We start from the raw sequence: 24,305 nt of genomic DNA, 5'->3' as shown, positions 1-24,305 counted from the left end.
GGGGGCGGCGCGTTCATCGGCCGCTCGACCAGCCTACAATCGGCGCTCCATCACATGCAGTCAGGGAAGCAGCATGATCGTCGGTATCGACCTGGGCACCACCCATTCGCTGGTGGGCATCTACGAGGCAGGTGGCGGGCGGCTGTTCCCCAATGCACACGGCGAGCTGCTGACGCCCTCGGTGGTCAGCCTGGCCGATGGCGCGGTGCTGGTCGGGCAACCGGCGCGCGACCGCCTGGTCAGCCATCCGGCGCACAGCGTGGCGAACTTCAAGCGCTGGATGGGGACCGACCGGCAGACCCGCCTGGGCGACCGCAGCTTCCGGCCCGAGGAACTGTCGGCGCTGGTGCTGCGCTCGCTGCTGGCCGACGCCGAGGCCGCGCTCGGGCAGAAGGTGGAAGAGGCGGTGATCAGCGTGCCGGCGTACTTCTCCGATGCGCAGCGCAAGGCAACGCGCAGCGCCGGCGAACTGGCCGGCATCCGCGTCGAGCGCCTGATCAACGAGCCCACGGCAGCAGCGCTGGCCTATGGCCTGCAGCAGCGCGAGGGCGAAGGCCGCGTGCTGGTGCTGGACCTGGGCGGCGGCACCTTCGATGTCTCGATCCTGGAGCTGTTCGACGGGGTGGTCGAAGTCCATGCCAGTGCCGGTGACAATTTCCTGGGCGGCGAGGATTTCTCGCGCGTGCTGCTGGACGCCCTGCTGGCCGACCAGCGGCTGGACCTGGCCACGCTGGCCGCCAGCGAGAAGGCGCAGCTGCTGCGGCATCTGGAACTGTTCAAGCGCGAACTGAGCCACAGCGGCAGCAGCACGCTGGAACTGGCACTGGGCGAGCGCCAGCTGCACTGGGCGCTGGACGAGGCGGCATTCGCCCGGCTGTGCGATCCCCTGCTGCAGCGCATGCGTGGCCCGATCGAGCGCGCCATCCGCGATGCGCGGCTGCAGCCGGACGCACTGGACGACATCGTGCTGGTGGGCGGCGCGGTACGCATGCCGATGGTCAGCCGCCTGGTCACCCGCATGTTCGGCCGGCTGCCGCTGCGCCATATCCACCCCGACCATGCCATCGCCCTGGGTGCCACCGTCGCCGCCGGCCTGAAGGGACGCGACGAGGCCCTGCGCGAAGTGGTGCTGACCGATGTCTGCCCCTACACGCTGGGCACCCAGGTGTCGCGCCGCACCGCCGACGGGCAGTCGCGCGGAGGCTATTTCCACCCGATCATCCAGCGCAACAGCGTGGTGCCGGTCAGCCGCGAGGATCGCTTCTTCCCCATCCAGGAGCAGCAGCGCGAAGTGGTGATCGACATCTACCAGGGCGAAAGCCCGACCGTGGACCGCAACATCAAGCTGGGCGAGCTGCGCGTGCCGCTCACCCATCGCGGGCCGCTGGAGGAACGCGGCGTCACCACCCGCTTCACCTACGACATCAACGGCCTGCTGCAGGTGGAAGTCACCGAGGACGCCAGCGGCCTGCGCCATGAGCTGATCCTGGAGCAGAACCCGGGCCTGCTGTCGCCCACCGAGATCCAGCAGCGCCTGGCGGCACTGCAAGGCCTGAAGATCCACCCGCGCGACACCCAGCAGAACCTGGCCGTGGTGGCCCGCGCCGAGCGCCTGTACGAGGAATTCATCCACCACCGCGACACGCTGCAGGGCTGGCTGATGCAGTTCCGCCATGCCCTGGACGGCCAGGACCTGCACCACATCGAGCAGCAGCGCCGCGAGCTGTCCCAGGCGCTGGACATGCTGGAGCGCGATGCATGAGCTGGGGCCTGGAGGTGCTGGCGCTGGGCGAGGACGCCGACGAGCGCACGATCAAGCGCGCCTACGCGCAGCGCCTGCGGGTGACCCGCCCCGACGATGACCCGGCCGCGTTCCAGCAGCTGCATGAGGCCTACCAGGCCGCGCTTGCATGGGTGCAGCAGCGGCCGGTGCCACTGGAAGCAGCAAGCGCCGCCAGCGCCCACGTAGCCAGCGGACCCGAACCCGCGCCCGAACCTGCGCCTGCAGCTGCACCCGCACCTGCGGACAGGGCGCTCGCCGATGCCCCACCCCTGCCCCCGCAGACCGTGGACGTCGCCTCCAGCGCACACGGCATCCTGACCCGGGCCTTGCAGCTGGAGCCTGGCCCGCTGCGCGACTGGCTGGCGCAGCAGCCCGAACTGTGGTCGCTGTACAGCAAGCCTGCCATCGGCGAGGCGGTGCTGGCCCAGCTGTGCAACCACGTCCCGCCGCTGTCGATGGGCATCAGCGAAGTGCTTGTCGAGACCTTCGGCTGGAATGATCTGCACAGCGGCATCGACCCCTATGCGCTGCACGCGCACCGCCTGCAGATGCATCGCAGCTGGGTGGTGCAGCCGCGCAACCATGGGCGACTGGCCGAGCTGCTGCGGCAGAACGGGCTGCCTTCAACCGTCACCAGCGCGCGCGACCACCTGGCCTGGTTGTCACGCCCCTGGAAGGTCTGGCAGGCCCTGCTGACGTCGCTGCCGCCGATGCGGGGGCGCGACCTCAATCGCACGCTGGACGTGCTGTGCATCGACGATGCCACCGATGCACCCGCACCATTGCGCGCGCAGCAGGTCGACTTCTGGCTGCGCATCGGCCAGCGCGACCGCATGAGCGTGGTGCGCGGCCTGCAGGGCCTGCTGCGCGGCATCGCCAGTGGCCTCGCCCTGTCGGCGCTGATCCTGGGGTATGGCGTGCTGAAGAGCAGCGAGCCCGACGCATGGCCCATGCAGCGTTTCGCCGAGCTTGCACTGTGGGCGCTGCTCGCGCTGACGGTGTTGGGCGCGCTGGCACCGCCCCTGCACACGCTGCTGCGCTGGCAGAGCGGCGATGAACCTGCCGCTTCGCGCGGGCGCTATCCGCGCCTGCTGCTGATTCCGCTGCTGGCGGTGATGGCGGTGGTGCTGATCCACGTCCTGGACCTGCGCGTGGCCGGCACGGCGGTGGCGTGGTCGGCGCTGGTGCTGGCCCTGGTGCGCTTCTGGAAGCGCAGCCGCCTGGAAGTGCATTTCAACGGCTGGCTGCTGCTGGCCGCGCTGCCGCTGCTGAAGCTGACGGTCATGATGGTGGTGGTGGCCGAACTGGCCCTGGTCGCCACGCTCGTGCTCTGGCTGTGGGATGGCTGGCGCAATGTGCGGGGCCAGTGGGCATGAGTGATTGGATGCAACGGCTGGGGCTGGACGCCGACGCTGACGAGCGCGCCATCAAGCGCGCCTATGCCAGGCAGCTGCGGGTCACCCGGCCCGAAGATGATCCGGTGGCGTTCCAGCAGCTGCACGAGGCCTACCAGGCCGCGTTGGCGCAGCTGGCCGGCGATGTGGAACCGCCCAGGCACAGCGCGCCGCAGGCGTCGACACACGAGGTGGACCACGATGCCGTTGCCGCGCAGCTGGTCGAGGTGGCCGCACAGGGCGATGACGCGCTCCTGCGGCAGACCCTGCAGCAGCAACCGGAGCTGTGGTCGCTGCACGGCAAGCGTCTTATTGGCCAGGCCGTGCTGCAGCACCTGGTGAACAACGAACCCGCCCTGCCACGCACGCGTTTCGACGTGCTCGGTGAATGCTTCGGCTGGGATGACCCGGTACGGGGCTGGGACATGCACTGGCTGGATGCCGTGGCACGCCGCTGCGAACAGCGCTGGCTGCTGTCGCCGGACGGTGCGGGTGCGCTGGCGGTCCGCTGCTCAGGCATCAGCGACACCCTGCTGGTGCCCGGCAGCGATGTGCTGCCCAGCCTGCGCGAGCCGCGCCCGGCCTGGCGCAACCTGCTGAGCACCCTGCAGCCGTCGCGCGCGCACCAGGCGATCAACCTGCTGGCGGCGCTGGGCTACTGGCACGACCTGCGCCTGCCACCGGGCCTGGATGCCGGGCAGGTGGCGTTCTGGTCACGCTTCGGGCGCGAGGACGACGCCATCCATTGGCAGGCCGGCGGCCTGCGCACGTTGCTGGTGGCACTGGCCCTGGGGCTGCTCTGCACCTGGGGCGTGGTCGCCAGCTGGCCGCTGCCCGCCTCGTCCGATGGCCTGCTGGACGGAGGCCAGCGCGCGGCGCTGCTCATCGCGGTTGCGGTGCTGCTGGCCCCGGTGCTGTGGCTCAGCTCCATGGTGCTGCGTGCGATCGTGCGCTGGCAGTCCCTGCCGGAGCACGCTGCAACGGTCCTGCCGGGGCTGCGCATCCTGGCCATTCCGCTGGCGGTCGCCGCGGTGATGGGTGCGTTCCACCTCGCACTGCGCAGCACCACCGAGGTTCCCTTCACCGCGCTGCTCGTGCTGCTGGTGGCCAGCGCCGTGGTGCTGCGCATGGCCCGCCAGCGCTTCGTGAAGCGCTGCGTGCCGGCCGGGGAGGAGGCCGGCGGCGCAGGCATGATGATCGCCATCCTGCTGATCGTGCCCGCGCTGATGGTGGCCCTGGTCTACTGGGCCAAGGACCTGCACGCCCACCGCGACCAACTGCGCTGGTTCAACCGTTGATCGCCGCCGGCGACGGGGTCATTTCTCGCGGCGCCAGTTCAGCGAGCCGCGGTTTTCCACCGTGCTCGATTCCACTTCCACGTCGAAGCCGCGGCGCAGCAGGTACTTCAGGGTCAGCACCGAACCGGCGCCCACCATCGACACGCCGTAGCCGACATACAGCTTGGGCGAGATGTACTTGCCGAAACCGATGACCGAACCGCCCAGCGCGCGCGACTGGCTCACGCCGGCATCGTCCAGGCCCAGCTTGGCGCCCAGCTGCGAGGCCAGCAGGCCGCTGCCGGCCGACAGCGCCGCCGAGGCCGCGGTGACCTGCTGGGTCTGGTCGGTACTGGCGTTGGTCAGGCTGCGGCCGAGCACCAGGTAGGCCAGCGCTTCGGACTGCGACATCGCCGGGTCCGACCACACGTCCGCGCGCGGCTGCTGCGCGCGCCCGGTCACGTCGATGCCGGCGGTGACATCACCGATGCGCCGTTCGGCGCGGATGTTGATGCGCGGATCGGAGACGGCGTTGTAGTTCCAGTTGAGGTTGCCGCGGGTGATGGTCAGGTCCTGGCCATAGGCCTTGTAGCGGCCGCTCACCTCAAGGCCGCCATTGGCGGTCATCTCGCGGCCGGGCTTGGCCCACACCTGCATCTTGCCGGTCAGCCCGCCCTTCAGGCCGAAGCCGGTCATCTTCACCTTGTCGCCCAGGCTCACCGTCAGGTCCATGTCCAGCGGCGAGGTACGCGACTCCTCCGGGTCGGCCGGGTCCAGCACCACCACGTCCTCGGACACCGAGGTGCCGCGGTCCAGGCGCTCCAGGTCGATATCGGCCTCGGGCACATTGACGGTGCCGCGCAGCTCCATCGCCGCCTTGGCCAGGGTGAAGTCCAGATCGGGGTTGGCCACGATGCGCAGTTCGCTGGTGTTGGACACCAGCACGTTCTCGCCGTGGATCTTCAGCTGCAGCGGCTGCGCATCGCCGAACCAGGACAGGCCACCGTCCACGTACAGCGTGCCCTGGCCCGAGTTGGCCTGCGCGGTGATCTTGGCCGAGCCATCGGGCTGGGCCACGAAGCTGCCCTTGCCCTGGTCGAAGGTCAGGCCCAGCGCCGGGAACTCGCCCTTGAAGTTGCTCAGCGTGGCATCGCCGCCCAGCGAAGGCTGGCCGCGCGTGCCGCGCAGGCTCACGTGGCCTTCGATCAGGCCGGTGGGGCGCACGATGTCCGGCGAGAACAGCTCCAGCCAGTACAGCCGCGACATGTTGAGGTAAAGCTCGCCGTTCAACGGCGCGCTGGCTTCCCAGCCGGTCTGCATCTTCGCATCGACGAAGCCGTTGCCCTGGAAGCCCAGGCCCAGGTAGCCCTTGATGCTGGCCGGGGTCATGTCCAGCTTCAGCGAGAACTGGTCGTAGCGCACCAGTTCGCCGCGGGTGCTGTCGGTGCCGGCGTTGCGGATCTCGCCCAGGCGCACGCCGCCTTCCTTCGAGCGCACTTCCACGTGGCCTTCCCACGCATTGGCGCGCGGGCGGATCTGCGCGTCCAGGCTGACATCGCCACGCAGGTAGATGCGGCGGCCGGACTGCGGCGGCAGCCACGGCTGCACCAGCGACAGCGGCAGCGCATCACTGCGCACCACCACGCCCTCGCGCGGCCAGTTGGCCTGCGCGCACAGCGCGCCACCGCCGGTGGTGGCCAGGCAGGCTTCGGACAGCGTGTAAGTGCCGCCGTTGATGGCGAAGGTCGCCGGTGCCCGCAGCGACCACGCATCGCCCTTCATCGGTGCGATGCGCAGCGCGGCCAGTTCCCCGCGCCACTGCGTCCCCTGCTGGCGCACGCTGCCCTGCAGGTCGATCGCGCCCATCTCGTTGCGCGTCTGTGCGGCCAGGCGCAGGTTGGAGACGCTGCCCTGTGCATCCACGTTCAAGCGTTCCAGCAGCATGCCCGCGTTGACCTGCTGGCCCTGTACGGCCAGCGTGCCGCTGTCGCCACGCCACGGCAGGTGGCCCTTGATGCTCAGGCTTTCGGCGCCGTAGCCATCCCAGTTGAGGTTGTTGCCGACCAGGTCGGCGGTGATGTCCGGCGCATCGCGCGGGCCCTTCACCTGCACCTGGCCGCGCAGGCCGCCATCGGCGCCGGGCAGCAGGTCGCTCAGCTGCAGCGGCTCGAAGCGTGCGTCGATGTCCAGGCGGTCACCCACCTTGCCCGACGCGGTCACCCGGCTGCTGCCCACGGTCAGCTTCAGCTCGCCCTGGCCCTGTTCGCCCTGCAGGGCGAACTTGCCCTGCGCGTCGACGTTGCGCTGGCGCAGCGTGCCCTTCAGCGAGGGCAGGTCCACGGTCGCCTGCAGCGTGCCGGTGGTACCGGCCGGTGCATTGGCCGGCGGCGGCAGCTGCTGGCCCTTGGACGCAAGATTGCCGGACAGCCGTCCATTCCAGCCCGGCACGAAATAGCCCGGGTCGAAATCCTTCAGCGTCGCCTTGGCATCCCAGTCCAGCTGCGGCGACCAGGCCACCTGGCCTTCCACCTGCAGCTGCCCGCCCGGTGTCTGTGCCTGCAGCTGGTGGATCTGTGCGGCCTTGTCGTTGCCACGCACGTCGAAGCGCAGCTGTGCCTTCTGTTCCTCGCGCTGCACGTCGGCACGGCCGATCGCAGCCCAGGCCTGCAGCGTGCCGGCCAGGCCGAAGCGCGCTTCCTTCAGCGTCACCGGCACCGGTGCGCTGCCGGCGGTGTTCGGGTCCGGCGCCGGCACCCAGGTCAGGTTCTGCGCGATCACCGAGAAATTGAGTTTCTGCTGGTCTTCCTGGCTGAAATCAGCGGTGCCTTGCAGGCGTGCTTCGCCGCCCAGGCCCTTCACCACCAACGGCGAGACCTTCAGCACCTGGTCCTGCAGCGAAACCACCGACGGTGCCAGCTCCAGTTCCTGCTCGCCCTGCTTCACCCGGCCGTGCAGGTTGGCGTTGCCGCCCTTGCCTGAGGCGGTGAAATCCAGCGCCAGCGGCGCGATGCCCGAGGTCGCCAGCGCCGGCGACAGCAGTGCCAGGTCCAGCTCGTCGCTGCGGACCGTGGCATTCCAGGTCGGGTCGGTGCGGCCGTCGAACACCAGCATCGCCTTCAGCGGCTGCGGTGCACGGCCGGCCACGGCCACTTCCATGTGCGCCAGGTCGCCACGCGCCACCAGGCCCAGGGTCGCGGCGGTGCGTCCACGCGGTGTCGGCAGCACCGCCGTCACGGTCACGTCGGTGTCGTAATCCTTGGCCGGAATGTAACGGCCCTGCGCGGTGAAATCGCCCATGTCGCTGGCCACGACCAGCTGCCGGGCCTGGAATTCACCGTTGGCGATCTCGATGCCGCCGCGCACGCGGCTGATGTCGATCACCGGTTCGTTGGCCTGGCTGATGCGGAACCCATCGATGGCGATGACATCGGCCTGGATCGCCAGCGGCATCTCGATCTGCGGCAGCGAATCGGGCCACGACGGCAGCTTGAACGGCTCATCGCTCTTGGCCAGGTTGAGCGTGGCGTTGGTCAGTTCCAGCTTGTCCAGCTGCAGCTTGCGGCCCAGCAGCGGGCGCAGGTCCGGCTCCAGGTGCGCGCGTTCGGCGTGGAAGTGGATGTCGTCGTAGCGGAAATCGACGTTGTACAGGGTCAGCGGCCCGGCCACCGGGCCGTCCGCTTTGTCCCAGGTGAAGCTGGCGCCCACCGGCAGGCGCGCCACCACCTGGGCCAGCAGCACATCGCGGCCGGCCACGGTCTGCAGCAGCCAGTACACGGCCAGCAGTGCCAGCAGCACCAGGCCGATCACGCCCACGCCCGACCATGCCCAGAAACGGCGGCGGCGGTAGAAACGCACGCGCGGCGGCGGCGGAGTGCGGGTGTCCGGGGTCTGCGCGCTCACAGGTCCGCTCCGATGTTCAGGTACAGCTGGAACTGCGAATCAGGGTTGTTCAGGCCGTGCGCGATGTCCACGCGCACCGGCCCCACCGGCGATTTCCAGCGCACGCCGAAGCCCACGCCTGTATGCAGGTCGATGGTGTTGTCGAACGCGCTGCCGGTGTCGACGAACACCGCCGCACCCCACGGGCCGCCCTTGAAGTAATGCTCGTACTCGGCCGAGCCGACCACCAGGTTCTTCGCGCCGAGCGCGTACTTGTCCGGGGCCGGCGTGCGCGGGCCCACTTCACGGAAGGCGTAGCCGCGGATGCTGCGGTCGCCACCGGCGAAGTAGCGCAGGCTCGGCGGCATCGCCACCAGGTCACTGGTCCAGGTGGTGCCGCCTTCGCCACGCAGGATCAGGCGATCACTCTGGCCCACCGGGATGTACCAGCGCAGCACCGCGTTGGCCTGCACGAAGCTGGTATCCGAACCGGCGCCCTCGATGCCGCCGCGCAGGGTGGCGGTGCCGCTGATGCCGCTGCGCGGGAACAGCGGATCGTCGACGTTGACGTAGTCGGCGACCAGCTGCGGGTACACCAGGGTCGAGGTGTTGTAGACCGCATTGGTGAACTCGGTGCCCGAGGCGTAGCGCCAGCGCTCGCGCAGGGCGTTCATCGAGGCGATGGCGGTCCAGTACTCGTTGATCTGCCCGCTGCGGCTGGCGATCAGCTTGAAGTTGCGCAGGTCGATGTAGTCGGTCTGCTCGTCGTAGGCACTGGCGGTGAACCCGTACCAGCCATCGAGCCACTTGAACGCCGGCACGCGGTAGGTGCTGGTCAGGCTCTTGCGCTTCTGCGCATAGTCCAGCTGGGTGTTCATCTTGTGGCCGCGGCTGTTCACGTAGCGCCGCTCGATGCCGCCGCGCACACCCGCGCCACTCTCGCTGCCGTAGCTCAGGCCCGAGGTATAGATGGTGCGCTTGGCCCGGGTCAGCTTCACGTCCACCGGCACTTCGCCGTTCTCGTCGGCCTGGTCGGGCCGCGGCTGGATGTCGATCACGCTGAAGTAATCGAGCTTGGTCAGCGACTCGCGCAGGCGGTCCAGCTTGCCTTCGTGGAAGTAGCTGCCCTGTTCCCAGTACACCAGCGGGTCGAACAGCTTGTCGACGAAGTAGTCCTGCTCGAACGTCACCGGGCCCATGTTGTAGCGGCGGCCGCTGTCCCAGGTCAGGTCGATGTCGGCAGCGTTTTCCGCGCGGGTGACCTGCACCTGGCGCTGGGTGTAGTCGGCATCGAAGTAGCCACGCTCGGCCAGGCGCCGGGTGATGGTGATCTTGCTGGCTTCGTACTGGGTGTGTTCGAAGCGCTGGCCCTTGCGCGGCTTGAACGCGGCCAGGTCGTCCTGCAGGTACTGGTCGTACATGGCAGGGCCGGTGATGTCGATGTGCTCGCGGCGCACGCGCACCGGCTCGCCCTTCTCCACCCGGATATGCACCTGCACGCGCTCGTCCTGGCGGGGCGCTTCCACGGTGATCACCGGGTTGTAGTAGCCAAACGGCTCCAGCGCCTCGCGGGTCTGCCGCTCGGCCTGCGACAGCAGGTATTCCAGCCGCGACTCGCCCTGTTCCTTGCCGATGGTGTCGTACAGCGTCAGCGATTCCTGGATGTTCTCGATGATCGCGGCGTCGTCGCCCTTGTCCAATCCCTTGATGTCCACCTTGTCGATGGTGCCGCGCGCATGGGCCACGGACGTGGTGGCCAGGGTCAGGACCATCAGCGGGAGGGCGTATTTCTTTGGCTGCATGCGGCACAGCATACCGACCGCGCGTGACGATGCGAAATGCAGCGCACGAATGGGGATCGGTTGTTAAGTGGCAGTCAAAATGCGCGTCTTTATGCGCCTCATCTGCACGATATGGGTAGCGCCGGGCCATGCCCGGCGAGCGCACAGCGCGGCCGCACGAAAAGCCGCCGGGCATGGCCCGGCGCTACCCACCCATCCACGCCATGCGTGGATGGGTCATCCCGATCAGCTCGACAGGTGCTCGATCGCCGCCACCTTGCCCAGGCGCTCGCCCAGCATCGTCAGCAGCGCCAGGCGGTTGCCACGCAGGGCCGGGTCTTCGGCATTGACCATCACGCCATCGAAGAAGGCATCGACCTGCGGGCGCAGGCGGGCCAGGCGCGCCAGCACGGCCACGTAGTCCTTCTGGTGCAGGCTGGCGCCGGTGTCGTCGATGGCCGCGGTGACCGCTTCGGCCAGCGCGCGCTCGGCGTCTTCCTGCAGCAGCGATGCATCGATCTGGCCCGGAATGTCGCCCTCGGCCTTGCGCAGGATGTTGCGGATGCGCTTGTTGGCCGCGGCCAGCGCCTCGGCTTCCGGCAACGCGGCGAAGGTGCCGATTGCGTCAAGGCGGCGGTCGAAGTCATACAGCGAGGCCGGCTTCAGCTCGGCCACCGCGTTGAAGTGCGTGGCCGGCACGCCCTTGTCGCTGTAGTAGCCCTTCAGGCGGTCGAGGATGAAGTCGTACAGCTCAGCCACGTCGGCCTGCACGTTGCGCGCGGCCAGGCCGGCGTTGGCGCTGGCCAGCAGCGCGCGCAGGTCCAGCTCGAAGCCGCTCTCGATGATCGTGCGGGCCAGGCCCAGCGCGTTGCGGCGCAGGGCGAACGGGTCCTTGTTGCCGGTCGGCTTCAAGCCCGCGGCAAAACCGCCGGCCAGCGTATCGACGCGTTCAGCAATCGCCAGCACCTTGCCCAGCACCGACAACGCGATGTCATCGCCACCGAAGCGCGGCTGGTAGGCCTCGTCGATGGCCAGCGCCACCTCGGGCGATTCGCCACCGGCCACGGCGTAGTGGCGGCCGGCGATGCCCTGCAGTTCCGGGAACTCATTGACCATGCGCGACTGCAGGTCGTTCTTGGCCAGCTGGGCGGCACGCTTGGCCAGCACCGGGTCGGCACCGACCTGCGCCGCGATCACTTCGGCCAGCGCCGACACGCGCGCCACCTTGTCGGCCACGCTGCCCAGCTTGGCCTGGTAGGTCACCGTCTTCAGGCCCTCGCCCATCGACTCCAGGCCCTGCTTCAGGTCTTCGTCGAAGAAGAACTTGGCATCGGCGAAGCGCGGGCGGATCACGCGCTCGTAGCCCTTGGCCACTTCGGCCACGTCCTTCGATTCGATGTTGGCGATGCCGATGAACTTCTCGGTCAGCTTGCCGCTGTCATCCAGCACCGGGAAGAACTTCTGGTTAATCTCCATCGTCTCGATCAGCGCTTCCTGCGGCACGGCCAGGAACGCGCGCTCGAAGCTGCACAGCACCGCCGCCGGCCATTCGACCAGGTTCACCACCTGCTCCAGGTTGTCCTCGGTGATGCGGGCGCTGCCACCGGCCTGGCCGGCAGCGGCCTCGACCTCGGCCACGATGCGCTCACGGCGCTCGGCCGGGTCGACCAGCACCTTGGCCGCGCGCAGCGATTCCACGTAATCCTGCGGCTGGCTCAGCCACACGGTCTTGTCATGGTGGAAGCGGTGGCCGCGGCTCATGCGGTCGGCCTTCAGGCCGAACAGCTCGGCGTCCACCACATCGTTGCCGTGCAGCAGCACCAGCCAGTGCGCCGGGCGGGCGAAGCCCCAGTCGTGGTCGCCCCAGCGCATCGGCTTGGGAATCGGCATCGCAGCGATGGCCTCGCGCAGGATCTCCGGCAGCAGCGCAGCGGTGCGCGCACCCTGGCTCACCGCACGGTGGACGAAGCGCTCACCCTTGTTGTCGCTGGTCTTTTCCAGCGCGGTCCAGTCGATCCCGGCCTTGGCCGCGAAGCCCTGCAGGGCCTTGGTCGGCTGGCCTTCGGCGTCCAGCGCGATGTTCAGGTACGGGCCCAGCACTTCGCTGCGCTGCTCGGGCTGTTCCAGGCCGACGCCGGGCAGCAGCACGGCCAGGCGGCGCGGGGTCGACAGCGGGCGGGCATCGCCCAGTTCCAGTTCAACGCCACGCTTGCGCAGGCCGTCGACAACGCCATCGAAGAAGGCCTGGGCCAGGCCCGGCAGCGCCTTGACCGGCAGCTCCTCGGTGCCCAGTTCGATCAGCAGGGGGGACAGTTGGCTCATCGTTTCAATCCTGTGGTGGGGGCGCAGCGCGCGACGCGGCCGGCGCCCCGGGGCAATGGGGTGTTGGAAAGCAGCGCGGCCGTCAGGCCTTCTTCGCGCCCGGGAAACCCAGCTTTTCGCGCTGCTCGTAGTAGGCCTTGGCCACCGCCTGGGCCAGCGCGCGCACGCGCAGGATGTAGCGCTGGCGTTCGGTCACGCTGATCGCGCGGCGCGCATCGAGCAGGTTGAAGGTATGGCTGGCCTTCATCACCTGTTCGTAGGCCGGCAGCGGCAGGTTCACTTCCACCAGCTTCTGCGCCTCGCGCTCGCACGCGTCGAAGCGGTGGAACATTTCTTCCACGTCGGCGTGTTCGAAGTTGTAGGTGCTCTGCTCCACCTCGTTCTGGTGGTACACGTCGCCGTAGGTCACCGGCTGGCCATCCGGGCCGTAGGTCCAGACCAGGTCGTAGACGTTGTCGCAGTTCTGCAGGTACATGCACAGGCGCTCGAGACCGTAGGTGATCTCGCCCAGCACCGGGCGGCACTCCAGGCCACCGGCCTGCTGGAAGTAGGTGAACTGGGTCACTTCCATGCCGTTGAGCCAGACTTCCCAGCCCAGGCCCCAGGCGCCCAGCGTCGGCGATTCCCAGTTGTCCTCGACGAAGCGCAGGTCGTGCACCAGCGGGTCGATGCCCAGCGCCTTCAGCGAATCCAGGTACAGCTGCTGGATGTTGTCCGGTGCCGGCTTCATCGCCACCTGGTACTGGTAGTAGCGCTGCAGGCGGTTCGGGTTCTCGCCATAGCGGCCGTCGGTGGGGCGGCGCGAAGGCTGCACGTAGGCCGCGTTCCAGCCTTCCGGGCCGATCGCACGCAGGAAGGTGGCCGGGTGGAACGTACCGGCGCCCACCTCCAGGTCGAGCGGCTGGATGAGCACGCAGCCCTGCTGGGCCCAGAACTGGTTCAGGGTCTGGATCAGGCCCTGGAAGGTGATCGGAACGGTCGGGGTCGCGGACATGCGGACGATTCTTGGCCGGCAGAGGGGTGCGCTAGTATAACGGCCGACCTGCGGGGCATTCCGTACCCGGGAGGAGCAGGCAGATGGAACACCGGCTGCCGGCAGGCACGCCCGGGGCACCGCCCCCGTTGCCGCCAGGGCGCCTGCAGTTCGAGCAGGTGGCCGCTGCCGCACTGGCCGATGGCCTGATCGCCGAGCGTGACCGCGACCGCGTGCGCTTTTCGGCACAGGGCGCGCGCAACGCCAGCGAAGTACACCCGCTGGTGCTGCTGTCCAACCTCAAGCTGGCCGCCAGCGAGGGCGGCGAGCTGAACCTGGAACGCCTGACCGAATGGCTGGCCCGGCGCACCGGCTGCCGCTACCTGCGCATCGACCCGACCCGCGTCGACGTCGCCTCGGTCACCGCCGTGGCCTCGCACGCCTATGCCCGCCGCCACCGTTTCCTGCCGCTGGCGGTGGATGCCGAGCGCGTGCTGGTGGCCACCAGCGAGCCGCTGGCCCAGGAATGGCGCCGCGACCTGCAGCACCTGACCCGGCGCCAGATCGAGCTGGCGATGGTCAATCCGCTCGACCTGCACCGCTACACGATGGAGTTCTTCGGGGTCACGCGCTCGGTGCGCGGGGCCCGCGGCGACGTGCGCGGCGAAGCCAACACCACCCTGCCCAGCTTCGAGCAGCTGGTCGAGCTCGGCCGCGCCGGTGACGTCAACGCCGACGACCAGCACATCGTCCACATCGTCGACTGGCTGCTGCAGTACGCCTACGAACAACGCGCCTCGGACATCCACCTGGAGCCGCGCCGCGAGATGGGGCGCATGCGCTTCCGCATCGATGGCGTGCTGCACAAGGTGTTCGAGGTGCCAGCGGCGGTGATGACCGCCGTGGTCAGCCGCATCAAGGTGCTCGGCCGCATGGACCTGGCCGAGCGCCGGCGCCCGCAGGACGGCCGCATCAAGACCCGTTCGCCGGGTGGCCGCGAAGTCGAAATGCGCCTGTCGACCATGCCCACCGCCTTCGGCGAGAAGTGCGTGATGCGCATCTTCGACCCGGACGCGGCCTTCAAGAGCATCGACCAGCTCGGCTTCAGCCCGCAGGAGGCCGCCGGCTGGAGCGCCCTGGTCGAGCGCCCGCACGGCATCGTGCTGGTCACCGGCCCCACCGGTTCGGGCAAGACCACCACCCTGTATTCCACCCTGAAGCGGCTGGCCACGCCGGACGTGAACGTGTGCACGGTGGAGGACCCGATCGAGATGATCTCGCCGGAGTTCAACCAGATGCAGGTGCAGGCCAACATCGACCTGGACTTCGCCAGCGGCGTGCGCACCCTGCTGCGGCAGGACCCGGACATCATCATGATCGGCGAGATCCGCGACCTGGAGACCGCGCAGATGGCGGTGCAGGCCTCGCTGACCGGCCATCTGGTGCTGTCCACGCTGCACACCAACGATGCGGCCTCGGCCATCACCCGCCTGCTCGACATCGGCGTGCCGCATTACCTGCTGGCCAGCACCATCAACGGCATCCTGGCCCAGCGCCTGGTGCGTACCCTGTGCCCGCACTGCAAGCAGCCGCACACCCTCGGGCCCTCCGATTGGGCGGTGCTGGCTGATAGCCATGCTGCATATCCAGATGCCGCCACGCCCTGTCGGCCGGTCGGTTGCCTGGAGTGCCGGCGCACCGGTTTCCTCGGCCGCATCGGCCTGTATGAGTTGCTGCCATTGGGTTCGCGGCTGCGCAGGCTGATCCGCGCGGACATGGATCTGGCCACGTTCGGCCGTGCCGCACAGGCTGAAGGACTGCGAACCCTGCGCCAGGCGGGGCTTGAAAAGGTGGCGCAGGGGCTGACTACAATCGAGGAAGTCCTGTCAGTCCTGCCGCCCCCGGATGAATCCAGCACCGTTCCTGATCATTGAAACCGGCCGCCCGGTGCCGTCGCTGCGGCGCTACGGTCGTTTTCCGCACTGGATCCGCGTCGCCGCCGGGCTGGAAGAACACGAAACGGTGGTGGTCGATGTCGAGCATGGCGACCACCTGCCCGACGCCCGCGCCTTTGCCGGCGTGCTGGTGACCGGCTCGGCCGCCTACGTCACCGATCAGGCCGAGTGGAGCGAGCGCAGCGCCGCCTGGCTGCGCCAGGTGGCCCACGATGGCCTGCCGGTGTTTGGCATCTGCTACGGCCACCAGCTGCTGGCGCATGCGCTCGGCGGCGAAGTGGCCTACAACCCGGCCGGGCGCGAGTCGGGCACGATCGAACTGGCGCTGGACCCGGCCGCCGCGGAGGATCCCCTGTTCGGCGGCCTGCCCAGCCACTTCCCGGCCCACGCCACCCACCTGCAGACCGTGCTGCGCGCGCCCGAGGGCGCCGCCGTGCTGGCGCGCTCGCCGCTGGATGGCTGCCACGCCTTCCGCTGGGGCCGCCAGGCCTGGGGCGTGCAGTTCCACCCCGAGTTCGCCACCCACCACATGCGTGGCTACATCCGCGCCCGCGCCGACTGCATCGGCCGCCACGGCGGCTGCGCACGCAGCATCGAGCGCGCGGTCAGCGCCGCGCCCCTGGCCCGCCAGCTGTTGCGCCGCTTCGTCCGCCAGGCCCGGCAGTCTTCAGCCCAGCCGGTCGCAAAACAGGGATAATCGGCGGCACGGGCACCCGCCCGGCCCCCTTCTGTCCCTTCCCGGATGTCCATGAAAGAGATTCGCAAGCTGCCGGCTTCGGCGGGCGCCCAGTGGTTGCTGGATACGTTCTCGCTGTACCGGCGTGCGCCGCTGCAGTTGGCCCGGATCGGCCTCACCTGGCTGGTGGTCAGCTGGGTAGTCACCCTGCTGTCGACCCTGATTCCGGGTGCGGCGGGCCTGGCCGTGCAGTTGATGACGCTGGCCATTTCGCCGGTGATGTTCGGCGGCATGCTGTATGCGATGGGTGAGATCGACGAAGGCCGTCCCGGCCTCGCCTCGCACCTGCTGCAGCCGATCCGCGACCACCGCGTCAGCCACCTGCTGGTGCCGCTGGCCATCCAGGTGCTGGCGGTGCTGCTGCTGGGCGTGCTGCTGTACCTGATGATCGGTCGGGAAGGCTTTGCCGCCTTCAGCGAGGTCATGACCAGGATGGAACAGATCAGCCGCAGTGGCCAGCAGATCAGCCCGGACGATGCGGCGAACCTGGTGGCCAACCTGCCGGCCAAGCGCATCGCGCTGTGGCTGCTGCTGGTGTTCGTCACCGCCGTGGGCCTGTCGCTGGCGATGTTCACCCAGCCAGCGCTGGTGGTGTTCGACAAGCAGAGCGGCATGCATGCGCTGCGCCTGAGCCTGCAGGGCTGCATCGAGAACATCGTGGCAATGGTCGTGTTCGCGGTGCTGGGCCTGATCGCCGCGTTCTGCGGTTACATCCTGTTCGTCATCGTCATCCAGGTCACGATGCTGATCGGCGGCCCGCTGGCGGCAGCCTTCATCGCCCAGCTGGTGCTGACCACGGTGGTGATGCCGCTGTATGTCGGCGCGGTCTATGCCGCCTGGAAGCAGATGTTCGTCCACCGCGGCAACCGCGCGGCACCGCCGGTGTCGGCCAACGCACCGGCGAACGACGTCTTCCACGCCTGACCTGCACCTGGGTAGATCCACGCCATGCGTGGATGAAACGGACCAACGCGCAACGCCGGGCCATGCCCGGCGTTTCCGTTTCAGGCTGCGGGCTTCTTCACCACTGAAGACGGCACCAGCCAGCGCGCGGCGTGGATGCCCAGCTCGTACAGCAGGCACATCGGGATCGCCAGCATCAGCTGCGACACCACGTCCGGCGGTGTCAGCACCGCCGCCAGCACGAAGATGCCGACGATCGCGTAGCCACGGCCTTCCTTGAACTGCTGCGGCGTCACCCAGCCCAGCAGCACCAGGATCACCATCGCCACCGGCAGCTCGAAGCTGCCACCGAAGGCGAAGAAGATCGCCAGCACGAAGTCCAGGTAGGCGTTCGCGTCCGGGGTGATCGCGATCACTTCCGGGCTGAAGGTGGTGAGGAAGTGGAACACCGCCGGCAGCACCAGGAAGTAGGCGAACGCACAGCCGGTGTAGAACAGCAGCACCGACGACACCAGCAGCGGCACCGCCAGGCGCTTCTCGCGCGCGTACAGGCCCGGTGCGACGAAGGCCCAAAGCTGGTACAGCAGCCACGGCACGGCCACGAACAGGGCGACGAAGCAGGTCAGCTTCAGCGGCGCGAAGAAGGCGCCGGCCGGGTTGGTGGCGATCATCGTCTGCCCGTTCGGCAGCTGCGACACCAGCGGTTCGGCCAGCGTGTTGTAGAGCTTCTGGGTGAACGGCAGCAGGCCCAGCAGCACCACGCCAAAGCCCAGCAGTGCGCGGATCAGGCGCGCGCGCAGTTCAACCAGGTGCTCGACCAGCGAGCTTTCGCCGAAATCATGTTCGCTCATGGCTGGCGCTCCGGCGGAACGGGCGCATCGGCCACGGGGTTGGCGGGCGCATCCGCGGCAAGTTCGGTAGAGGTGGGCGGAATAGAACCGCCGTCCTGCGCCGCTGCGGGCACCGCGGGGTCTTCTGCCAGGTGCGGCGGCGTCTGCGCCTGGGCCGGCGCGCGCACTTCCCGGGCCAGGTCATCGCCCTGCTGCTGTGCTTCGCTCGCCTCGCGGCGCACTGCTTCGCCGCTGGCACGCAGCTGGTTCTCGGTGTCCTGCATGCCCTGCCGCACGTCCTGCATGTGCCGCTTGATCTCCTCGGCCTGCAGTTCGCGCTCCAGTTCCTGCTTCACCGAATCCCACTGGTTGCGGGCGCGACGCACCCACAGGCCGGCGAAGCGGGCCGCCTTGGGCAGGCGCTCGGGACCGAGCACCACCAGGGCGACCACTGCAATCACCAGCAGTTCGCTGAAACCAATATCAAACACCGCAACCGCTCCGGATCAACGCGCGTTGCGGTCGTGCTCGTCCTGCGCGGTGCGCGAGGCGTCCTGGCTGCGCGACTCGTCGCCCAGCTGCGCCGAGGGCTTGTCGTCGTCGCGCATGCCCTTCTTGAATTCCTTCACCGCCGAGCCGAGATCCTTGGCGCCACTGGTCAGCCGCTTGGTGCCGAACACCAACAGAACCACGGCCAGGACAATCAACCAATGCCAGATGCTCAAACCGCCCATAAAGACGCTCGTTACGTAGTGATCAGGCTGTCGAGCATAGCGCACCGGCTGTAAGCCGGCGCGCGTGACGAAAGTCAGTTGCCGCCCAGCGTCTCGGTACGGATCTCACCGTCGCCGACCGGCTGGAAACCCTGCTGCTGCGGCGGCGGGGTCTGCGGCATGTTCTGCAGCGGCGCGGTGGTCGCTTCGGCCGGGGCCGGGACCGGTGCCTGAACAGGCGCCTGGACCGGCGGCGGCGGGGCGCTGGCCGTGCTGCCGTTGCCGGTGCGGTTGTTGCGGGCGGCGTAGGTCGCTTCTTCCAGGCGGTCACGGAAGGCGACCACGTCCATCGACGGCGCACCGGCGGCTCGCCCTTCGAAGATCATCCGCGGCGTGGTGTTGCTGCCGTAGGCATCGAGGTTGGCGGCATCGTCGATCTGCAGGACCGCGCCATCCAGGGCGACGCCGGCGAACAGGCCGCGGGCACGCGACCACGACCAGATCTCGGCCTTCAGCTGGCCATCGGTGGCGGCGGCGGCGTTGCGGCCCACCGGACCGGCGGCCACGCCGGCATCGGCGCCCAGGGTGAACTTGCCGTTGACCAGATTGTCCAGGCTGCGGTCGTTGCGGAACACCAGCACCACGTCGGAGGACTGCACGCCGGCCTGGAAGCCGATGCTGCCGCCGGTGAGCTTGATGAACACCGGGTTCGACCACGCACCATTGGGCATGCGCACCGACATCAGGCCGTGGCCACGGCGACCGCCGATGACCAGACCAGCCTTGATCGTGTCGGGAATGACGATGACCGCGCGGCCTTCGTCGAGCAATTTGTCCGGAATGCCCTGCTCGGGAATTTCCTGGATTTCAGCCAGCACACGCACCGCGTTGCGGGCGCGCTGGTCTTCCTGCGGTCCGGCCATGGCCTGGCTGGACAGCAGGCTGGCGGCGATCAGCAGGGCTTGGATCGGGCGACGCATGGCGGGCTCCAGAAGTCAGTCCATAGGAAGATATAGCAAGTGACTGAAATTAGTAGCGTTGTCATGAATATCCAATGAGCGCGGCCCATTCGGATAAACCCCCTGCATCGATACGATCCAAACCCTGCATCCCGGCGCGGCGCCGGATCGGCGACAATATCGACCATGCTCGACGCACCCGATACCGCCGTGCTGGCGGTCAACCTAGGCACGCCCGAGACGCCGACGGCTCCCGCCGTACGCCGTTACCTGGCTGAATTCCTGTCCGACCCCCGCGTGGTCTCGATTCCGGCGCTGCTCTGGCAGCCGCTGCTGCGCGGGCTGATCCTGCCGTTGCGCAGCGGCCGTTCAGCGGCGAAGTACGCTCTGGTGTGGCTGCCGGAAGGCTCGCCGCTGATGGTGCATACCCGCCGCCTGGCCGAAGCCATGCAGGCGCTGCTGCCCAATCTGCGGGTGCGCCATGCCATGCGCTACGGCGCGCCCGCGCTCACCGCCGAGCTCGACCGCCTGGCCGCCGAAGGCGTGCGCCGCATCGTCGTGCTGCCGCTGTACCCGCAGTATTCGACCACCACCACCGCGTCGATCGAAGACCGCGTCGATGCGTGGCAGCGCCGCCATCCCGGCATCACCATCAGCCTGGTGCAGGATTACTCGGTCGACCCGGACTGGGTCGCCGCCGTCGCCGGCTCCATCCAACGCTACTGGCAGCAGCAAGGCCGTGGCCAGAAGCTGGTGTTCTCCTTCCACGGCATCCCGCAGCGGCTGGCCGATGCCGGCGATCCGTACCCGCAGCGCTGCGAAGCCAGCGCGCAGGCCATCGCCAAGGCACTGGGCCTGGCCGCCGACGAATGGCAGCTCGGCTACCAGTCGCGCTTCGGCCGCGAACGCTGGCTGCAGCCCTACGCCGAGCCCAGCCTGTGGGCACTGGCCGAGGCCGGGGTGAAAAAGATCGACGTGGTCTGCCCCGGTTTTGCCACCGACTGCCTGGAAACACTGGAAGAAGTGGCGATGGGCTTCACCGAGACACTGGCCGAGCGCGGCGCGCAGATGCGCTACATCCCGTGCCTGAATGCCGAGCCCGAACACGCCCGCGCCCTGGCACGCCTGGCCGTGGCATCGCTGGCATGAGCCTGCAACCGTTCGCGATGGACATCGCCGGTGCGCGCGTGGCCGGCCTGCGCGGTGGCCACGCCGGCGGCACCCGCGTGCTGGCCTTGCATGGCTGGTTGGACAACGCCGCCAGCTTCGTGCCGCTGGCCCCGCACCTGCCCGATCTGGATCTGGTGGCCATCGACCTGCCTGGCCACGGCCACAGCGCACACCTGCCGGCGGGCGCGGTCTACACCACGCCGGCAGCGATCACCCACGTGCTCGATGTCGCCGACGCGCTGGGCTGGGACCGCTTCACCCTGATGGGCCATTCGATGGGTGCCGGCATCGCCAGCCTCACCGCGGCGGTCAGTGACCGGGTTGAGCGGCTGATCGCCATCGAAGCACTGGGCGGCCTGCGCGGGCCGGAAGAGGAAACCGCCGACCGCCTGCGCGAGCATGTGACGGCCACCCGCGCCCTGGCCCGGAAGCAGCTGCGGGTATTCCCCGAACTGGCCGCGCCGATCCGCGCGCGGATGATGACCAACCAGCTCAGCGAGGGCTGTGCCCGTCTGCTGGTCGAGCGCGGCGTCGAGCCGGTCGAAGGCGGCTACCGCTGGTGCAGCGACCCGCGGCTGATGCTGCCCACGGCCATCCGCCTCAGCGAAGGGCAGATCGACAACCTGCTGCAGGCCATCGCCTGCCCCACCCAGGTCATCTACGCCACGCCGGCACAGTCCTACTATCCCGAGCCGGGTCGCAGCCAGCGCCTGCAGCACCTGCGCGATGGCCGCCTGGCCGTGTTCCCGGGCAACCACCACCTGCACATGGAACAGCCGGCGCAGATCGCCGAGGTCATCAACGGCTTCCTCGCCAGTTGATGGCGATGCTCCAACGCAACGGCGGCTGAGCGAGGACGGCCGCGCGCGCTTCACTCCACGCGCGCACGGCCGATAGAACAGTTGCGGGCCCCTGCGCCCGCTGTACGCGGGCCCGGTCGGGCCTGCGGCTGTTCGTGGTCCTGCAAGGAAGCCCGCATGCCTGTCTGTCCGCACCGCCGCCCACAGGACGTGGCCCCGGCGCCTGCCATCCGCACCTTTTCCCCCTGCGCAATCCTGGCCCTGCCATCGTTACGCCGTCGTGCGTGCCCGTACGCGGGGCCGTTGCCGTTCGTTGATCCAGGAGTCGTCGATGTCCGTTGCATCCCCCCGCCCGCCCGACCAGGGCCGCCTTCCCTACCTGCAGCAACTGGCACGGCGTGGTGACCGCCGCCTGCTGCTGGGCAGCGCTGCCATGGCCCTGCTCGGGCTTGGCGCTGCATTGAGTGGCCACGGCGGCCTGGCCGGCGTGCTGGCGGCGGCCGTGGTGGTGCCCGCCGCGTGGCTGGGCGGCCCGCACGCGGGCAGGGCGCTGGCCCGCAACGGCCTGGCCGTGATCGTTGCCACGCAGCTGGCCCTGCTCTGCCATCTCGGTGGTCTCAACCCGGCCTTGCCGATCGGCCTGCTGCTGGCGGCGCTGCTCGGCCACCGTGATCGCCCGCCGCTGTGGCTGGCCGGCGCGGTCGGGGTGATTGCCCTGCTGCTGCCGCTGCTGCAGGGCGCGGCGATACTGCCGGCCGTGCTGCACGCCGCAGCGCTGGCCGCGCTGGCCATCGTGCTCGGGCAGACCGCAGCACGCCTGCGCCAGCAGAGCGAAGCGCTCGGCCATGGCCCCAAGCGACTGGCCGCGCTGGCCCGCGCCATCGCCACCGGCGCCGATCTGTCCGCGCACAGCAACGTGCAGGATTACGCCGCAGGTTCACTCGCCCATGCACTGGCCGATACCGCCCGCCACGTGCAGGCGCAGCGGGAGCGGCAGGCACAGGCGCATGCGGACAACGCGCAGATCCGCCAGGCACTGGATGTCTCGCGCACGGCGATGATGATCGCCGACAACGACCACGTGATCCGCTACGTGAACCGTTCGGTGGTGGCCCTGCTGCGCAACCAGCAGGCGACGCTGCGCCAGGCCTTCCCCGATTTCGATGCCGAGCAGCTGGTCGGCAGCAGCATCCATCGCTTCCACGCCAACCCCGAGCGCATCCGCGCCATCCTCAACGGCCTGCAGGTCACCCACAACGGCAAGATCCAGATCGGGCCGGTGCATTTCGCCCAGGTCGTCACCCCGGTGTTCGATGCCCAGGGCACCCGGCTCGGCTTTGCCGTGGAATGGCATGACCGCACCCATGAGCTGGCGCTGGAAAACGCCGTGGCCGGCATCGTTGCGGCCGCGGCCGCCGGCGACCTCGAGCAGCGCCTGCAGGCCGGCGAGGGGGCCAGCTTCCTGGATGGCCTGACCGGTGGCATCAACCAGTTGATGGCCACGGTGGGTGGCACGGTCGAAGAGGTTCGACAGATGCTGGCCGCACTGGCGCGCGGTGAGCTGGACCAGCGCATGGAAGGCGAGTACCACGGCGCCTTCGCCGCCATCCAGCGCGATGCCAACGCCACCGCGACCCAGCTCGCGCGCATGGTCGGCCGCATCCAGCGCAGTGCCGGTGCCATCCGCGGCGCCGCCAGCGAGATCGCCGCCGGCAACGATGCCCTGTCCGAGCGCAGCGAGCGCCAAGCCGCGCACTTGCAGGAAACCGCGGCGTCGATGGAGGAATTGACTGCCACCGTGCGGCAGAACGCCAGCCATGCGCGCCAGGCCAGTGATCTGGCCGCGACCACACAGGACGCCGCGAACGACGGCAACCAGGCGATGCAGCGGGTGGTCGACACCATGCAGGCCATCGAGGCGGCGTCGCGGCGCATCGGTGACATCACCGGCGTGATTGATGGCATCGCCTTCCAGACGAACATCCTGGCCCTGAACGCCGCCGTCGAAGCTGCCCGTGCCGGGGAACAGGGCCGTGGCTTCGCCGTGGTGGCCAGTGAGGTCCGCGTGCTCGCCCAGCGCTCGGCGGCGGCCGCGCAGGAGATCAAGAAACTGATCGACGAAGCCGGCCGTGAAGTGGGAGCCGGCGCGCAGCTGGTGGCCGATGCCGGGCAGCGCATGCAGGGCATCGTCGGCGGCGTGCAGAGCGTGAGCGCGTTGATGCAGGAGATTTCCGCTGCTTCGCAGGAGCAGTCCAGCGGCATCGAGCAGATCAACCAGACGGTCGTGCAGATGGACCAGGCGACGCAGCAGAACGCGGCCCTGGTGGAGGAAGCCACTGCCGCCGCACGCGAACTGCAGGTACAGGCGGGCACGTTGAGTGAAGCGGTGGCGGTGTTCCGCCAGCAGGAAACGCGGGACGTGGCGCTGGCCTGAGGCCGGGCAGTTGCGATGGGCGGGTGCCAACCCTGGTTGGCACCTTGCTTTCCACGGACGCGGTTGCCGTGCCTGTGCCTGTGCCGGCCAACGGCCGGCACTACCGCGTTGCGTGGATCTACATGGGGCCACCCCATCCACGCGCCGGTGCTCTGGTAGATGCCAACCTTGGTTGGCACCGCCCTTCCTGCAGGCGCGGACGCCGCGCCTGTGCCGGCCAGCGGCCGGCACTACCGGTGTTGCTCCGTGCAGTTCATGGGTGCGGCGTGATTAATCACGCGCAAAGAAAAAACCCCGCTGCGCAAGCAGCGGGGTTTTTGGGTATAAACCCTGGCGATGACCTACTCTCGCATGGCTTGAGCCACACTACCATCGGCGCAGCTGCGTTTCACTTCC

General features: G+C 69.0%; 17 protein-coding genes. 9 read left to right on the top strand and 8 right to left on the bottom strand.

The features are described from left to right. Positions 1-73: 73 nt before the first annotated feature. Genes AC3WL7_RS03370 through AC3WL7_RS03360 form a run of 3 tightly spaced genes read left to right on the top strand, consistent with a single transcriptional unit; the run spans position 74 to position 4,475 of the window. Complete coding sequence (locus AC3WL7_RS03370) at positions 74-1,762, top strand: Hsp70 family protein (protein ID WP_492749326.1); 1,689 nt, start codon at positions 74-76, stop codon at positions 1,760-1,762. Then, positions 1,759-3,159, top strand: a complete 1,401-nt coding sequence (locus AC3WL7_RS03365; RefSeq protein WP_492749325.1) for a J domain-containing protein — start codon at positions 1,759-1,761, stop codon at positions 3,157-3,159. Before AC3WL7_RS03370 ends, AC3WL7_RS03365 begins: the two co-directional genes overlap by 4 nt. Next, positions 3,156-4,475: a hypothetical protein gene (locus tag AC3WL7_RS03360; protein WP_492749324.1), complete on the top strand. Its 1,320-nt coding sequence runs from the start codon at positions 3,156-3,158 to the stop codon at positions 4,473-4,475. Before AC3WL7_RS03365 ends, AC3WL7_RS03360 begins: the two co-directional genes overlap by 4 nt. Positions 4,476-4,493: 18 nt before the next feature. Here the strand turns inward: AC3WL7_RS03360 and AC3WL7_RS03355 are convergent, their stop codons facing one another. The 4 genes from AC3WL7_RS03355 to glyQ all read right to left on the bottom strand — a co-directional run bounded on the left by AC3WL7_RS03355 (position 4,494) and on the right by glyQ (position 13,430). Beyond that, positions 4,494-8,354 (bottom strand): translocation/assembly module TamB domain-containing protein, encoded by a 3,861-nt coding sequence (locus AC3WL7_RS03355; protein WP_492749323.1) that lies wholly within the window; start codon positions 8,352-8,354, stop codon positions 4,494-4,496. Next, complete coding sequence (locus AC3WL7_RS03350; RefSeq protein WP_079224355.1) at positions 8,351-10,147, bottom strand: autotransporter assembly complex protein TamA; 1,797 nt, start codon at positions 10,145-10,147, stop codon at positions 8,351-8,353. Before AC3WL7_RS03350 ends, AC3WL7_RS03355 begins: the two co-directional genes overlap by 4 nt. 213 nt (positions 10,148-10,360) lie before the next feature. Continuing rightward, a complete protein-coding gene (gene glyS, locus AC3WL7_RS03345) occupies positions 10,361-12,436 on the bottom strand; it encodes a glycine--tRNA ligase subunit beta (RefSeq protein ID WP_492749322.1) in 2,076 nt (691 codons plus the stop codon). Positions 12,437-12,518: 82 nt separating this feature from the next. Beyond that, on the bottom strand, positions 12,519-13,430 hold the full coding sequence (glyQ, locus tag AC3WL7_RS03340) for a glycine--tRNA ligase subunit alpha (protein WP_079224358.1): 912 nt from the start codon (positions 13,428-13,430) through the stop codon (positions 12,519-12,521). An 83-nt stretch (positions 13,431-13,513) separates the two neighbouring features. Here glyQ and AC3WL7_RS03335 point away from each other — a divergent pair, with 83 nt between their 5' ends. From AC3WL7_RS03335 to AC3WL7_RS03325, 3 genes are read left to right on the top strand one after another with little or no spacing between them, the layout of a single operon-like run. Next, entirely contained in the window at positions 13,514-15,343 is a 1,830-nt protein-coding gene (locus tag AC3WL7_RS03335; RefSeq protein WP_492749321.1) for a GspE/PulE family protein, read from the top strand. Next, a complete protein-coding gene (locus AC3WL7_RS03330) occupies positions 15,315-16,061 on the top strand; it encodes a glutamine amidotransferase (protein WP_492749320.1) in 747 nt (248 codons plus the stop codon). Before AC3WL7_RS03335 ends, AC3WL7_RS03330 begins: the two co-directional genes overlap by 29 nt. Positions 16,062-16,112: 51 nt before the next feature. Then, the gene (locus tag AC3WL7_RS03325; protein ID WP_492749319.1) at positions 16,113-17,024 is read left to right on the top strand and encodes a BPSS1780 family membrane protein; all 912 of its coding nucleotides are present in this window, start codon (positions 16,113-16,115) and stop codon (positions 17,022-17,024) included. An 80-nt stretch (positions 17,025-17,104) separates the two neighbouring features. Here AC3WL7_RS03325 and tatC read toward each other — a convergent pair whose 3' ends face one another. The 4 genes from tatC to AC3WL7_RS03305 form a co-directional block, all read right to left on the bottom strand. Then, positions 17,105-17,854, bottom strand: a complete 750-nt coding sequence (gene tatC, locus AC3WL7_RS03320; RefSeq protein WP_079224364.1) for a twin-arginine translocase subunit TatC — start codon at positions 17,852-17,854, stop codon at positions 17,105-17,107. Then, complete coding sequence (gene tatB, locus AC3WL7_RS03315) at positions 17,851-18,324, bottom strand: Sec-independent protein translocase protein TatB (RefSeq protein ID WP_492749318.1); 474 nt, start codon at positions 18,322-18,324, stop codon at positions 17,851-17,853. Before tatB ends, tatC begins: the two co-directional genes overlap by 4 nt. A 15-nt stretch (positions 18,325-18,339) precedes the next feature. Next, entirely contained in the window at positions 18,340-18,567 is a 228-nt protein-coding gene (gene tatA, locus AC3WL7_RS03310) for a Sec-independent protein translocase subunit TatA (RefSeq protein ID WP_108759268.1), read from the bottom strand. Positions 18,568-18,641: 74 nt separating this feature from the next. After that, entirely contained in the window at positions 18,642-19,526 is an 885-nt protein-coding gene (locus AC3WL7_RS03305; protein ID WP_079224369.1) for a lipid-binding SYLF domain-containing protein, read from the bottom strand. A gap of 165 nt (positions 19,527-19,691) precedes the next feature. Between AC3WL7_RS03305 and hemH the strand changes: the two genes are divergently transcribed. From hemH to AC3WL7_RS03290, 3 genes are all read left to right on the top strand, one after another. Continuing rightward, positions 19,692-20,654, top strand: a complete 963-nt coding sequence (hemH, locus tag AC3WL7_RS03300; RefSeq protein WP_492749317.1) for a ferrochelatase — start codon at positions 19,692-19,694, stop codon at positions 20,652-20,654. After that, positions 20,651-21,496, top strand: a complete 846-nt coding sequence (locus AC3WL7_RS03295) for an alpha/beta fold hydrolase (protein ID WP_079224373.1) — start codon at positions 20,651-20,653, stop codon at positions 21,494-21,496. Before hemH ends, AC3WL7_RS03295 begins: the two co-directional genes overlap by 4 nt. A gap of 310 nt (positions 21,497-21,806) precedes the next feature. Then, positions 21,807-23,909, top strand: coding sequence for a methyl-accepting chemotaxis protein (locus tag AC3WL7_RS03290; RefSeq protein ID WP_492749316.1), 2,103 nt, complete (start codon positions 21,807-21,809; stop codon positions 23,907-23,909). The last annotated feature ends 396 nt before the right edge of the window (positions 23,910-24,305 follow it).

It is taken from the genome of Stenotrophomonas sp. FW305-3-2-15-E-LB1, from assembly GCF_058787375.1.
This window is presented reverse-complemented; position numbering and strand designations above follow the sequence as displayed.

Coding starts and splice junctions, on each gene's coding strand:
- AC3WL7_RS03370 (WP_492749326.1), top strand. CDS start 74: ATGATCGTCGGTATCGACCTGGGCACCACCCATTCGCTGGTGGGCATC.
- AC3WL7_RS03365 (WP_492749325.1), top strand. CDS start 1,759: ATGAGCTGGGGCCTGGAGGTGCTGGCGCTGGGCGAGGACGCCGACGAG.
- AC3WL7_RS03360 (WP_492749324.1), top strand. CDS start 3,156: ATGAGTGATTGGATGCAACGGCTGGGGCTGGACGCCGACGCTGACGAG.
- AC3WL7_RS03350 (WP_079224355.1), bottom strand. CDS start 10,147: ATGCTGTGCCGCATGCAGCCAAAGAAATACGCCCTCCCGCTGATGGTC.
- glyS (WP_492749322.1), bottom strand. CDS start 12,436: ATGAGCCAACTGTCCCCCCTGCTGATCGAACTGGGCACCGAGGAGCTG.
- glyQ (WP_079224358.1), bottom strand. CDS start 13,430: ATGTCCGCGACCCCGACCGTTCCGATCACCTTCCAGGGCCTGATCCAG.
- AC3WL7_RS03335 (WP_492749321.1), top strand. CDS start 13,514: ATGGAACACCGGCTGCCGGCAGGCACGCCCGGGGCACCGCCCCCGTTG.
- AC3WL7_RS03330 (WP_492749320.1), top strand. CDS start 15,315: ATGAATCCAGCACCGTTCCTGATCATTGAAACCGGCCGCCCGGTGCCG.
- AC3WL7_RS03325 (WP_492749319.1), top strand. CDS start 16,113: ATGAAAGAGATTCGCAAGCTGCCGGCTTCGGCGGGCGCCCAGTGGTTG.
- tatC (WP_079224364.1), bottom strand. CDS start 17,854: ATGAGCGAACATGATTTCGGCGAAAGCTCGCTGGTCGAGCACCTGGTT.
- tatA (WP_108759268.1), bottom strand. CDS start 18,567: ATGGGCGGTTTGAGCATCTGGCATTGGTTGATTGTCCTGGCCGTGGTT.
- AC3WL7_RS03305 (WP_079224369.1), bottom strand. CDS start 19,526: ATGCGTCGCCCGATCCAAGCCCTGCTGATCGCCGCCAGCCTGCTGTCC.
- hemH (WP_492749317.1), top strand. CDS start 19,692: ATGCTCGACGCACCCGATACCGCCGTGCTGGCGGTCAACCTAGGCACG.
- AC3WL7_RS03295 (WP_079224373.1), top strand. CDS start 20,651: ATGAGCCTGCAACCGTTCGCGATGGACATCGCCGGTGCGCGCGTGGCC.
- AC3WL7_RS03290 (WP_492749316.1), top strand. CDS start 21,807: ATGTCCGTTGCATCCCCCCGCCCGCCCGACCAGGGCCGCCTTCCCTAC.